Origin of the sequence: Flavobacterium gelatinilyticum, from assembly GCF_027111295.1 — a bacterium.
Classification (GTDB): Bacteria; Bacteroidota; Bacteroidia; order Flavobacteriales; family Flavobacteriaceae; genus Flavobacterium; species Flavobacterium gelatinilyticum.
This window is the reverse complement of record NZ_CP114287.1, coordinates 4817088-4830252: the sequence shown is the minus strand read 5'-3', so window position 1 is coordinate 4830252 and position 13165 is coordinate 4817088. Positions and strand designations below refer to the sequence as shown.

Sequence of the window (13165 nt, the reverse complement as noted above, 5' to 3'; positions counted from 1 at the left end):
ATTCCAATATCAATATCAATATCAAATTCTAAAAAATCTAAAATCTGAAATCTGAAATTCAAAAAAACCGCCTCAAAAAAATCGAGACGGTTTTTCAACAATAAACTAACTAAATCAAGGTTTAAGTTCTGTAAACTTTGAATCTAATTCAAAAGCTTTCTTCACTTTTTCAACTGTAATTTCTTTTGGTACTGAGAAGGATGCAGTTTGTTTGATATTTAATGACGATGCTCCTATAAGTACTTTGTACTCTCCGGCTTCGGCAATCCATGCACTTTTATTTTCTAAGAAAGAAGCCAGGTCTTTTGGAGATAACGTTAATGTTAACGTCTGGCTCTCGCCCGGTTTTAGTTCTTTTGTTTTTGCAAAAGCTTTTAATTCTTCTTTCGGTTTGTCGATTGATTTTGAAGGAGCAGCAAGGTATAATTGTACCACTTCTTTTCCGGCCACTTTTCCGGTATTTTTAACCGTTACCGAAACGGTCAGTTTATCTTTGAAAGCTGGAGAACTCAATTTAATACCTGAATAATCAAAAGTGGTATATGAAGTTCCAAAACCAAATTCGTAAGATGGTTTGATGTTGAAGGTATTGAAATAACGGTATCCTACATAAACACCTTCTTCGTATGTTACCTCTGTTGGATTGTTAACCGGGAATCCAGGGAAGTTTTTAGCCGAAGGAGTATCAGAATATTTCGCAGGGAAAGTCATTGTAAGTTTTCCGGATGGATTAATTTTTCCAGAAACTACATCGGCAACAGAATGTCCGCCTTCCTGACCCGGCTGCCATGCTAATAAAATAGCATCTGCTTTGTCTTTCCATGAAGCGGTTTCGATTACACCGCCAATGTTTAAAATCACAACTACTTTCTTGCCTTTTGCATGGAATGCTTTTGAGATTTTATCCAGCATTTCGATTTCCTCGTTTGCCATATTGAAGTCGTTGTCTACTACTCTATCTCCGCCTTCTCCAGAATTTCTTCCTAAAGTCACAAATGCGATTTCAGAACTTGCTGCTTTTTTAGCAATAAAAGCATCGTCCATTTTAATCTCCGGCAGTCTTTCAGGCAATGCTAAAACGCCCCTTGCTTTTCTTCTTTCTTTTTCGGCAACTACTTCTTTTTCAGCATGAGGCGTGTATAAATCAACCAATTCTTTGTCTAATTTATAACCTGCTGCATTTAATCCTTCTAAAAGAGAAACAGTATGTTTGTTGTTTACACTTCCGCTTCCTGTTCCGCCTGTAATCCATGCGTACGATGTAACTCCAAATAATGAAACCTCTTTTTGTTTGTCAGCAAAAGGCAGGGCATTTTTTTCGTTTTTAAGTAAAACCATACCTTCAGCAGCTGCTTTTCTGGTTACCTCAGCATTTTTCGTAAGATTTGGTTTATCGCTGTATTTGTACTTAGCAAAAGTAGGCGTACGGAAAACGTACTCTAAAATTCTTCTCACATTGGTATTAGCTGCTTCCTGAGATAATTTTCCTGAATTTAAAGCTTCTAATAATGCTTTTTTCTGAACCGGAATTCCCGGCATCAAAAGGTCGTTTCCGGCAATCATCTGCTGTACAACATCAGAATTTGATCCTTTTTGTATCGATTCAAAGCCCGGGAAACCGCCAAACCAGTCGGTCATTACGATTCCTTTGTAGCCCCATTCGTTTCTTAAAACTTCTGTCAATAAATCTTTATTAGCAGAAGTATAGATACCGTTTAATTTGTTGTATGAAGACATAATCGTCCACGGATCAGATTCTTTTACCGTGATTTCAAAACCTTTCAGATACAATTCTCTAATGGCTCTTTCAGAAACATGTGCGTTGATTGTTAAACGATTGGTTTCTTCATTATTTACCGCAAAGTGTTTAATCGAAGTTCCAACGCCCTGAGACTGGATTCCGTTTACAATTGCTGCAGCGGTTTTTCCTGAAATAAGCGGATCTTCAGAATAGTATTCGAAGTTTCTTCCGTTCAGCGGGTTTCTGTGAATGTTTAAAGCCGGAGCCAGTAAAACATCAACTCCATATTCTTTTACTTCGTTACCCATTGCTTTTCCAACTTCTTCTAAAAGCGCCTTGTTCCAGGTTGAAGCCAAAGCCGTTCCAACAGGGAATGCTGTTGCATAATAGGTTTTTGAATCGTTTTCTCTGGTTGGTGCAATACGTAATCCCGCAGGACCATCGGCTACAACCGTAGCAGGAATTCCGAATCTTTCAAAAGCAGCCGTTCCTCCTGCTGCTCCGGGAACCAGACCTTGTTTAGAATCTCCAACAGGACCTGTCAAGACTTCAATTCCAGGCATTCCCGTTCCTATTAATAAATCTACTTTTTCAGCGTTCGTCATTTCTTTGATGATGGCCTCAATTCTTTGATTTACAGAAAGACGGGTATCTTCCCACGGGTCTAATTTTCCGTTTTTATTCGAATCAACAAAAGAGAAACCGTTGATTGTGATCACCGGATCTTTTTCGTTTACTGTTAACTTGTTAAATGACAAGTTTGAAAGAACAAGCGCTGTTAAAAGCGTTACTCTTACTGTTTTTGTTATTGTGTGTTTCATAATATAGATAGTTTTAAAGTTCTACTTTAAGCTAATAATGTTGTTGTTTGGGGTTTTCAGCCAGATGCCAAAACTTAATTTAAGAATCCTTGTAAGGTCAGCCATTCTTCAAAGCGTATTTCCCATGAATCGACTGGTAAATTTTGTTTTCCGGTTCCAAAGCCGTGTCCGCCTTTTGAGTACATGTGTAATTCTACTGATTGTCCGGCTTCGAGCCATTTGTTGTACATCTGAATACTTCTTGGAGCAAGTTTCAGCTGATCGTCGCTTGCCGCGCAGACAAACATTGGGATGTTTTTTTGTGGTACCGGAACGCTTAGAAGTTCAGGTCGAGGTCCGCCGTAAATATTTGCAACAAAATCAGGAAGCTGTTCTGTTTTGTTGTCCAGAACGGTTTCCATAGCCACGGTACTACCCGCAGAAAAACCAATAATACCTACTTTCTTCAAATTCACACCGTATTTTGATGCGTTGTTACGAACATAGTTCAAAGCGTTTTTTCCGTCCTGAGCTGCTAATTGTATTGTCGCGATAGAGTTTTTTTCGAATGCTGCTCTGTCTTTTAACTTCTCCATCATTTCTCTTGCCGGATCATTGGTTTCGGTTTTGTTCAAACGGTATTTTAATACAAAAGCGGTGATTCCTTTTTTGCTTAAAATTTCTGCCAGTTCTTTTCCTTCTCTGTTGATGGAAAGACTCTGAAATCCGCCTCCCGGTGCAATTACGATCGCTGTTCCTGTATTTTTAACTCCTTTTGGAACCTGATATACCAGTAAAGCCGGATCGGTTACATTGTAGACCACTTCTGTTTTAAAAAGATCCGAATACATTTGGGCTTCTTGCTGTGTCCAGTCTTCAGATCCTGGTGCTTTTCCCTGATATAATTTTACGATTTCCTGTGCTTTTACAGTGCCTATAAATAGAAAACAGGCAAAAAACAGGCTGATTTTATTTTTCATTTTAACTAGTTTTAAAAGTTAGTTTTTAAATAATTGAAGTTTTGCAAAGAAATCTTCAAACATCAATCGGGTGTCCAATTGATTGTAAACTCGGATATTTCTTCCGTTATGATTGGTTTCATAAAGTCCCTGCGCGTTAATCAAAGGCGATGGTTTCAGGACATAGGAACTAGAACTCGGATCGGCTTCAAAAGATGACTGCAGCGCGGTAAGCAATACCAGCGGACTATCGCCCATAATGTACGTTTCACCAATATGCAGATCAAACTGCTGTACTCTTTTCATGAGGCTTTCTATTTTTTCAGAAAGGTATTCTCCGGTTTTTCCGGCTGGTTTTACTTTCAAAAGCAGCTCCGAATAGGATAAAAGAGTTTGTCTGTACGCGTTTCTCGGCACCTGCCAGATCGGAATTTTCGAATCATTAAAAATGACCTGTCCGGCCGTAATATCGATTCCAAGATTGTATTCAAGCGGTGTATATCCCGGAGGCGGTGAAGCAAGATCTGTATATTCCGGACCTCCAATCCAGACCAAAGTAAGACGGTCTGCAATTTTCGGTTCCATTAAATAGGCGCTTGCAATTTCTGTTAGTCCGGCACCGCATACTACATAAAGCGGTGTTTTAACATCGGTACGCATGGCTTCTTTTACGATTGCTTTTGCACCTTCGGAAATATTGGGTGTTTTGGTATCTTTCAACTGTAAATTTGAGCCTTCATAAACCGAAAAAGAATTCTGAAGTTTCATTACTTCTAAAAGTTCTTTTGCTTTTTTTGCGGCGTTTACAGCTGTTTCCGAAGAAGGATCAAAAGGATCTCCAGGCTTTAAATGAGAACCAATAATACCCCGAATTTCTGCAGAAGGCGACAAAATTTGATGCACTAACTGAAACAATCCGTCCGGATCGCCTCCAAAATCATTGTCGACTATAACACGCATTCTGGGCATAACCAAATCTTTTGACTTCGCTGATTTGGTTTGTGCCTGCAAAACTGTGCCTAAAAGCAGGCAGAACGCTAGTGTCATTTTGATTTTATTTTTCATATTGTTGTTGTTTTGGGTTTTAAGCAGGTTTAGTGTTTCACGCAGATTTGTTAAGATTTAAGCTGATTTTATAGATCTCAATTAAGGTACAGTTTGTCATTTCGAGGTACGAGAAATCACACTAGAAGCTCCAAAAAGCATGTCTACAATCTGTGTCGAATTCCTGGTGTGATTTCTCCCTCCGGTCGAAATGACAACTCTGCGAACCTTTGCGTAAAATCTTTACTGACTTTGCGGTTAAATTACTGCATAAAAAAAACTTACTTTTTATAAACCTCAGTACGTGAGTCTTTTATAACACCTTTCCAGTTTAGCCCAAAAGCGAAATCGTATACATTTCCTTCGCTGTCTTTATGCGGTTCCATGTCAAACGGAACGTCTTCGAATTGTTTTTCAACTGCTGCCATATTTGCCGGCATTTGTACCGGAAGCAATCCTGATGGTTCTGTTTTTCCTGAAATAATATCCAAAACGGCTTGAGAAGAAACCCCGAAATTCAATACAATTCCGTTTACTTCTTTTTCAAATTCATTAAAAATCATTGGTTTATTAGCCGTCACTGAAACAATTACCGGTTTACCGTTCATCATGTCTTTGGTATCAAGAATAGTTCTCAAATCCATAGTATTAGCTGCGGTAACGGTTTTGTTTTTATAGGTTCTGTCTTTAATACTTGGGTCAATAACCTGATCTCCTGCTGCAATGCTTTTTGTTCTGGCTTCGACCGCCGTGTAAGTTCCATACTGAAGTGAAATCGGCACATAACCGTTGCTTCCGTTTTTTCGGTCTTTTAAATCGTAACCGCCTTCCAGACTCTGCGGACTTGTTACAAATACAATCGCAAAATCGGCTTTTGAAGGCTCATCGGTCACATTGTAATATTTTTTGACCAAATCTAAATTTACCGGATATTCTAATTTTGGCTGACTTGCCACACCCCACCAGTCTTTGGTCGAAGCGGTATAAATTTTCGGAATAAAAACGGTTTTCTTTTCTTTTACAGGAAGAACAGCTGCTTTGTTTTTCAACAATACAACCGATTTTAACTGTGCTTCGTATCCTGCTTTCATAAATTCAGGATTCCCTACAATTGCTTTTGTTTCGGCTGCATCCAGATACGGATTTTCAAAAAGTCCAACTCTGAAACTATTTTTCAGTAACCGCACTGCCGATCTTTCAAATCTGGCTCTCATAAACGATTCTCCAAATTCTTTAACGCCCATTTCGTAAGCTGCCAGAACCGGTTTTTTATCGTTATTTCCGCCAAACTGGTCTACTCCGGCAATAATCGCTTTGTAATGTCTTTCATCTATAGAAAGATTTTCTACTCCCCACGGTTTTCCAGCAAAAATGTCCGGTGTTTTACCTTCATCTCCGGTTACAAGCCAATCCGTGCAGACCACTCCGTCGTAACCGTATTTGTCTCGTAATAAATCAGTAATAATGTATTTGCTGAAACCGTTGGCTACGTTTTCGCTGTATTTTTTATCCTGATCGAAAGTAATGGTGTAATAAGGCATTACAGCCGATGCTTTACCGGTTTTTCCTTTTAATTTGAAAGCACCGTTGATAAAGGGATCAATATGCTGCTCGAGGTTATTTCCAGGATATACTGCAAATTTTCCGTACGCCCAGTGACCGTCGCGTCCGCCTTCTTCGGCACCGCCGCTTGGCCAGTGTTTTACCATTGCATTGACACTTTTGTACCCCCAGCCGTCTTTGATTTCGTCTTTTCCGTATGAAGTCTGAAAACCGTCAATGTACGCTCTTCCCATATCTCGGGTTAAGGCAGGGCTTTCGCCGAAGGTCATAGAAATTCTGTACCATCTTGGTTCTGAACCCAAATCGATCTGCGGAGACAACGCCGTTGCAATTCCTAAAGCACGGTATTCTTTGGCCGCAATCTGACCAAACTGCTCTACAATTTTTGGGTCAAAAGTCGAAGCCATTCCTAAACCATCAGGCCACATTGAGATTGTTCCTCCTGCTCCTGCGTTAAACTCAGATGTTACATTTGCCGTATGGCGCGGATCTGTACTCGTGTTGCTTGGAATTCCTAAACCAATTCCCTCTACAAAAGCCTGCATCTGGTTGTTCCATAAAGCCGCAACTTCGGGCGTTTCGACACTGGTAATTAGAACGTGACGCAGATTATCTTCTTTCAAAAAGGCTTTCTGCTCGTCTGTTAACTGCCATGGTTTTGCACCGCTTTCGGCATATAATTTTCCGTTGTAATGTCCTGCACGGTATCCGTCAGCCGGAGCCGGAAGCGCCTGATGACGACTGTAGAGCATTAATCCTGCGATTTGTTCTACAGACATTTTTGAAGCCAGGTCTTTCGCACGCTCATCTGCCGAAAGGCGCCAGTCTTCATATTTATCCAGTTTTCCGTTCTTATTTAAATCTTTGAATTTCTTACCATTTACAGTCAGAATTTTGATGCCGGATTCAGGAGAATATCCCAAATCCGCACCTTTATTATTTTTAACTATGGTAAAATTTCCGCCTTGTGCCTGCATAGCTGTGCTTATAAAAAAAGCAAGCCCGGCAGTTATAATAATTTTTTTCATGTGAAATACATTTAGAATCTGAAATTAAGAGAAGCTTCCAGTGTAAATGGTCGGATATAAGATCCTACCAAAAGCTGGTTGTAGTAAGCTGAAGCATCTGTAATTAATTCAGCCCCGTTGATCGTTCCTTTTGCTCCTGTCTGGTTTAAGAAGTTTACAGCCGTGATGCCAATATCAAAATGGTTGTTGATTTTGTAATTTACTCCTCCAAATGTTTCCCATCTTGGTGCAAAATACAAGGCATTCGTTAAGTTCGCATATTGCTTGCTGAAGTAACGGAAACTTGCCCAGAATTTGAAATCTTTGTAGGTATAGCTCGGGTCGATTTCCATTAATACTTTAGAAATTTCCAACACGTTTTTATCGTTATAAGAATAGTTATTTCCAAAAGCAGAGAAATCGTAATTTTTATAAACCGGATCCTGGAATGTAATCAAATAGTGAAGATTAAATCCTTTGAATGGCGAAGCAACAATATCTGTAGTCCAGCCCAAAGTCTGAATATCGTAGAAAATGGTTGCTACTTCCGACTGGGTTGCATCTGACGGATTAACTAAGTTTAATCTTGCCAGATAATTATTTCTGGTTAAGTATGTTGCCTGAGAAACAATACTGAAATTTTTCTGATTGAAGTACAATCCAAATGCTGCCAATGGGCTTTTTGATTTTGCATTATTTGGTGCTACAGCTCCTGAATAGCTTTCTAACTGGCCATTTTTTTCTGTATATGTAAAGTCAGCAAGGATTCCGGCACTTTTTGTTACCTTATAAACAGCATTGATAGAACCGCCTAAATGAAACCAGTTGTTATCAAAATAGGTTTTCTGGCTTGGATCAAATACTAAATCCGGTGTTCTTGATGTCAGGAAATAATCTCCTTTTAATTTGTGGTATCTTAAATTAACTCCGTATGTCAGACTGAAACGGTCGCTTACTGTCCAGTTATCAGAGAAATAGCCGGATAATTTGTTTTCGAAACCGTTGTGGTATTCACCCCCAACATTGTAGTTGTAAAATCCGTCAGCATCTGTATTTGATGTACCGCCCGGAGTATTACGAACCAGTTTATCCGGATTTGCACTTACGGTTTGGTTAAAGAATGATCTGCTTGACGTAAAATCATCAACCTGATAGTAATATTCTGTTACACCAAATCTCCATTTGTGTTTTTCTTCATTTTTTGTAACCTCAAATCTCGACATAGCCGTTTTTGTCGGCGTCCCGTCTGTGTACAATCCCAACATTGAGTTTACATTTCCAACATACGCATTACCATTTGATTTGTATGTGAAGTTATCTGAAGCTGATGCCTGGAAAATTCCAAGCGGGATAGCGATCAGCTGCGAAGCTTCGGCATAACGAAAACGGGTTGAGAATGTAAATTTCCAGTCGTTTGCCAAATCATAATTTCCTAAAATATCAAATGTATGAGAGGTTGATGCTGCATCGCTTCCGCCCATATCCGCAAATTTGGTCTGGCCGGTCATGATGTCTTTGAATTTTAACGTTCCGTCATTGACGATATACGAATCGCGTCCGATTTTAAAGTCATTGTATTCTTCTACTTTTCCGCCTTCTTTGTATCTAAAAACGGCATAATTGGTCAAAGAAGCCGAGTTGGCATATTTATACAAAAAGCTGATTTGTCCTTTTCCGTTATTGAACTTTTTAGTCAAACCTGCTCTGTAAATTTGAGTTCGGTCTGAGTATTTGGCGAATTTCAAATCAAAAGAGTTTGGGTCAAAATTGGCGTAAGCGCCCATTGTGTACGACCATCCTTTTGCTAAAGGTCCAGAAACGTTTAAGTCGCCTTTCATCCAACCAAAACTAGAACCTGAAAAATTACCAACGACTTCTAATTTGTCCGTTCCCAGTTTTGTATACGAGTTTACTGCAAACCCTAAATCTCCGGTGGTTATAGCAGCTTCTCCAATTTTTAATAAACCGGTACGCCCCAGACTTGTACTTTGTCTCCAGGTACGGTTTGGCAGTTCAGGCCAGAAATAATATACTACCGGCAGGTCATTTTCCTGAATGGTAATTCCTCCTACGGTCGAGGGCAGACCAATATTTACATCACGCGGTCCGGTATTATTGGCGGCGTTAAGCATTACGTTTCTGTTTTTTTCTTCTTTGGTGTCAGTTTCAACAATTTTGGTTAGGCTTTTAATTGAATCTGTGGCTTTCTGCTGTTTTTTATCGTCTTGTGAAAAAGCTTCGTAAGTCGAAAAAAACATTGTGCAGATCGATGCAAAAATTAATTTTTTCATGAGTAGTTTAAGTTAGAGTTTTCATTATGAATTTTCATTGCTTCATAATGAAGCAATATTAATTACAATTTCTGATTTCAACAAATAATTGATGTTATAATTTTCAATTTCGCATTAAAAGGGAGTGATAAATTCCATAAAAACAACAAAGCCGTTAATGACTGTGAATTGTTAAATTGACACTTAAATTTTACTACCTCGTTTGCGTAAAGTGCTGTAATTAGTGGCAAAAAGAATTTTGACTGTAAACAATCTGATAATTTTGACTACATTGAAAAAATCAAAAAAGTGAGGTGAAAATTTTTTTTGGAAAGATTTTAAGATTGTCAGAAAAAATTTAAACAATTTGACTCATACCAATTAAAAAGTTTAAATTTGGAGCTAATTGTACCCCCATGGAATTTAAAAAACTACTCGAAATACGTTCCGCAGAGTCTTGGGAAAAGTTTATTCCAACACTTTCTATCGACTGTGTTGTCTTCAGTTTTCACGAAAATACCCTTCAGGTTTTAATCTTAAAAATGAAAGATCGTGAGGAATGGGGACTTCCCGGAGGCTATGTAGAAAAGGCTGAAAATGTTGATGATGCAGCTGTCCGTATCTTAAAAGACAGAACCGGAACCGAGAATATTTACCTGCAGCAATTTTATACTTTTGGAAATCTAAACCGTTCTGAATTTGCTTTTCAGGATTATGATGACAGCATGTGGCACAAACAGCGTTTTGTGTCGATTGGCTATTATGCCCTGGCAGAGCATTCGCAGGTAAAACTAAATATTGATGAATTTTCGAGTATTGTTAAATGGCATTCTATCGAAAATCTACCTGAATTTATGATGGATCACCGCACTATTTTTGACAAGGCTTTGATGACGCTTCGTGAGCAATTAAATAATCATCCTATTGGTTATAATCTTCTTCCTGAGAAATTTACGATGCCGGAGCTTCAAAAGTTATATGAAGGTATTTTAGGAAAAAAACTAAATCGCGGGAATTTTTACAGAAAGATTCTTCGTTATGATATTCTGACCAAACTGGATGAATCCCGAAAAGGAGGCGCACATAAAGCTCCAGATTTGTATAGTTTTGATTTAGAGAAATACAACAGCGCCCTAAAAGAAGGTTTAAAGGGAAGCTGGTAAGTTTAGTGATCTGTTTTTAGCAATGAATGCTGCTGCAATAAAGATACATTCCTTACAGATTTTATAAATAAAATATTCAAATTCATACGAAAGAGCCAAAGGCCCGAATACTATTGTAATACCGGATTTCAATCCGGGACATAAAACTACCTTGCTAAAAAAAAACTTCAGAACGACTGCATATTTTAAACTTAATATGTTCCGTTTCTGCAAAACTTCTTTTCCTGTTCTTTATTACAAAGAATGAAATTCTTTACTGCAATGGGTAAACATTTCAGCTGAAATTTTATAAATAATATATTTCAATCCATAAGAGATCCAAAGGCTCATAAAAGATTGCATCACCGAATTTCAATGTGGGGTATTAAATACCATTTTTCTTAAAATACTATAAGAAAAGTATCTCAAATTATTAAAAAGCTAAAAAAAATAGAAATAATTTAAAAAAAAGACCGCTCAAGGTACGCAAAGCGGATAACTATATAATAATGTATAGCTACTTTTGCAAAAAAATCTCAACGAATACACACCAATAAGCAATTTTAATATCAAAACTATGTCTGATTTTTTAAAACAATTTGGAGAAGATCTAAAAACAAACGTACCGGGATTTATCGCTGTTTCGGTAGCCGAAATTAGAAGCGGTATTTCTTATCATTCACAATCTGCTGTTGCTGATTTTGATCCTGAACTGGCTTCTGCATTTAACCTTGAAGTAGTTAAGGCAAAAATGAATGCCATTAAAGCTTTAAGTTTAAATCAGGAGATCGATAATATCATGATCACGCTGACATCTCAGATTCATATTATTGACATTTCTGATAACGGGGAATATTTTATTTACCTGGCTGTTGATTCTACAAAAGCGAATTTAGGAATGACGAAGTCGATTTTAAATAAATACAAAAAAGAAATCGCGCACAAACTGTAATTTCAACCTTACGCATAATGGTGAGAGGGAGTATTCTATTTTGAATATTCCCTTTTATTTTTTAACAAAAATTTCATGCTTGCGCAGATTGGTTTATATTTAAAATCTAATTTTTAAATTGTAAGAATGGAGTTACGAGCGTTTTTCGAGAAGTATCCTGATGAATCTTCCTGTATTGAGGAGTTCAAAAACAAACGTCTTGAAAATGGTCTGATCTGTAAAAAATGTTCTCACAATCTTCACTCCTTTCGAAAAGCAGATCTTAAATTTCAATGCAGAAAATGCGGTAACCGAATCGGCCTGCGCTCGGGCACAGTCATGGAAAACTCAAATCTCCCAATCCGCCACTGGATGATCTGCATCGAGCTTCTTACTTTATCTCAAAGAAAACTTTCTATCCTGAAAATTCAGTATTTATTAGGCCATAAACGCTATGAACCGATCTGGCTCATGGTACAGAAAATTCGTCTGGTAATGAAAAGACGCGATGAAAAGTACCGTCTTAAAGCGTATTCTGAATTTGATAAGGAGTTTTTGGAGGAGATTGACAGACTGGCTGTACAGAAAAGGGAAAGAGTTTGATACTAGAAAATTCCAGTACTAAACTCTTTTTATTGATGATTCTATTTTAACAAAAGCTGCTTAATTATTTTGCTGCTTTTTCCAAAACTTCTAATCTTTTATTTTGCTCTTGAATAATTTTCATTAATTGATCTGAGTTTTTCTGCTGCTCAATTGCGTACAATGTTAACTCTTCGATCTTCTTCAATAAAGCCATATTCATCTCAGCTAAATGGATTCCGTTTTTCTCTATTTCCTTTGCTGAAGGAATTTCAGGCAAATGGTTATTTTCTTTAATGTATTTTTCAACTTCAGGAAGACTTCTTAAATTATAGTCATTTGCAAAAACATAATCCGGAGCAGGAAAATCTATATCGACTTTTACTTCTTTGGAGTGAATTGTTCCGTTAACATCTAATTTATTCTTTGGATTTTGTGTTCCAATTCCAACATTTCCATCCAAATCAATTCTCATACGTTCTAAACCAAAAGTACCAAACACTATGTTTCTATTCATATCTGGAACTGTTGAATATCCAGATAAATCAATATAAGATTTAGTAATCGCATTTGTTCCTCCACCTGCTGACAGCCTTAAAAATCCATCATCATAAGCATTTCCAGTACTGCTGTAAGCTCTTATTTCTCCATTAGTTAAAGTACCTCTCGCTATTGCCGGTCTCTCTTTAGTATTTGTAAGACCTCCATTCAGAGTTAAGGATCCGTTAATGGACAATTTACTAAAAGGAATATTTGTTCCGATACCAACATTTCCGGTATCCATAATGGTGAACTGATTACTGCATAACCCTCCGCTCACACAACCTAAATTGTCATAAGCCCAAAACTGCAGACTGTTTCCATAAGTACCTGTCATATTATATATCATCCAGCCGCTGGCAGCTCCGTTCGCTGTTTTGGAAGGATTAGCCAGTCTTATACTTCCGCCAATATCACCCGGCATAGTAGAAACCAGACGTCCTCTTATAATTGTATTTCCATTTACATCCAGAGCCTCTGAAGGTGTCAAAGTTCCAATTCCAACATTTCCAGTTGCTTCCAATTTATTCTGTGCAAAGCTTATTTGCGTGGCAAATAAAATAAATAATATACCTGTCTTTTTCAT

Annotated in this window: 8 protein-coding genes and 1 pseudogene; 3 read left to right on the top strand and 6 right to left on the bottom strand. The window is 37.8% G+C overall.

Going from position 1 to position 13165, the window contains the following annotated elements; genetic code table 11:
* Positions 1 to 114 precede the first annotated feature (114 nt).
* The 5 genes from OZP11_RS20930 to OZP11_RS20910 all read right to left on the bottom strand — a co-directional run bounded on the left by OZP11_RS20930 (position 115) and on the right by OZP11_RS20910 (position 9405).
* Positions 115 to 2562: a beta-glucosidase gene (locus OZP11_RS20930; protein ID WP_281232434.1), complete on the bottom strand. Its 2448-nt coding sequence runs from the start codon at positions 2560 to 2562 to the stop codon at positions 115 to 117.
* A 74-nt stretch (positions 2563 to 2636) separates the two neighbouring features.
* On the bottom strand, positions 2637 to 3521 hold the full coding sequence (locus tag OZP11_RS20925) for an alpha/beta hydrolase (RefSeq protein ID WP_281232433.1): 885 nt from the start codon (positions 3519 to 3521) through the stop codon (positions 2637 to 2639).
* Positions 3522 to 3539: 18 nt separating this feature from the next.
* Positions 3540 to 4565 carry a nucleoside hydrolase gene (locus OZP11_RS20920; protein WP_281232432.1) on the bottom strand — a complete coding sequence of 342 codons (1026 nt, stop codon included), beginning with the start codon at positions 4563 to 4565 and terminating at the stop codon, positions 3540 to 3542.
* 260 nt (positions 4566 to 4825) lie between these two features.
* A complete protein-coding gene (locus tag OZP11_RS20915; protein ID WP_432419645.1) occupies positions 4826 to 7135 on the bottom strand; it encodes a glycoside hydrolase family 3 protein in 2310 nt (769 codons plus the stop codon).
* An 11-nt stretch (positions 7136 to 7146) separates the two neighbouring features.
* Positions 7147 to 9405, bottom strand: coding sequence for a TonB-dependent receptor (locus tag OZP11_RS20910; RefSeq protein ID WP_281232431.1), 2259 nt, complete (start codon positions 9403 to 9405; stop codon positions 7147 to 7149).
* Positions 9406 to 9800: 395 nt separating this feature from the next.
* Here OZP11_RS20910 and OZP11_RS20905 point away from each other — a divergent pair, with 395 nt between their 5' ends.
* From OZP11_RS20905 to OZP11_RS20895, 3 genes and pseudogenes are all read left to right on the top strand, one after another.
* Positions 9801 to 10547: an NUDIX hydrolase gene (locus OZP11_RS20905; RefSeq protein ID WP_281232430.1), complete on the top strand. Its 747-nt coding sequence runs from the start codon at positions 9801 to 9803 to the stop codon at positions 10545 to 10547.
* Between the two features lie 556 nt (positions 10548 to 11103).
* The gene (locus OZP11_RS20900; RefSeq protein WP_281232429.1) at positions 11104 to 11478 is read left to right on the top strand and encodes a hypothetical protein; all 375 of its coding nucleotides are present in this window, start codon (positions 11104 to 11106) and stop codon (positions 11476 to 11478) included.
* Positions 11479 to 11604: 126 nt separating this feature from the next.
* Positions 11605 to 12051 (top strand): annotated as a pseudogene (locus OZP11_RS20895) (IS1595 family transposase); the annotation flags it as partial.
* Between the two features lie 73 nt (positions 12052 to 12124).
* On the opposite strand, the gene OZP11_RS20890 reads toward OZP11_RS20895, so the two are convergent.
* The gene (locus OZP11_RS20890) at positions 12125 to 13165 is read right to left on the bottom strand and encodes a hypothetical protein (RefSeq protein ID WP_281232428.1); all 1041 of its coding nucleotides are present in this window, start codon (positions 13163 to 13165) and stop codon (positions 12125 to 12127) included.

Excerpts from the sequence above, each read along its gene's own strand:
- OZP11_RS20900 (WP_281232429.1), top strand. The coding sequence starts at position 11,104 with ATGTCTGATTTTTTAAAACAATTTGGAGAAGATCTAAAAACAAACGTA.
- OZP11_RS20925 (WP_281232433.1), bottom strand. The coding sequence starts at position 3,521 with ATGAAAAATAAAATCAGCCTGTTTTTTGCCTGTTTTCTATTTATAGGC.
- OZP11_RS20915 (WP_432419645.1), bottom strand. The coding sequence starts at position 7,135 with ATGAAAAAAATTATTATAACTGCCGGGCTTGCTTTTTTTATAAGCACA.
- OZP11_RS20920 (WP_281232432.1), bottom strand. The coding sequence starts at position 4,565 with ATGAAAAATAAAATCAAAATGACACTAGCGTTCTGCCTGCTTTTAGGC.
- OZP11_RS20910 (WP_281232431.1), bottom strand. The coding sequence starts at position 9,405 with ATGAAAAAATTAATTTTTGCATCGATCTGCACAATGTTTTTTTCGACT.
- OZP11_RS20890 (WP_281232428.1), bottom strand. The coding sequence starts at position 13,165 with ATGAAAAAGACAGGTATATTATTTATTTTATTTGCCACGCAAATAAGC.
- OZP11_RS20905 (WP_281232430.1), top strand. The coding sequence starts at position 9,801 with ATGGAATTTAAAAAACTACTCGAAATACGTTCCGCAGAGTCTTGGGAA.
- OZP11_RS20930 (WP_281232434.1), bottom strand. The coding sequence starts at position 2,562 with ATGAAACACACAATAACAAAAACAGTAAGAGTAACGCTTTTAACAGCG.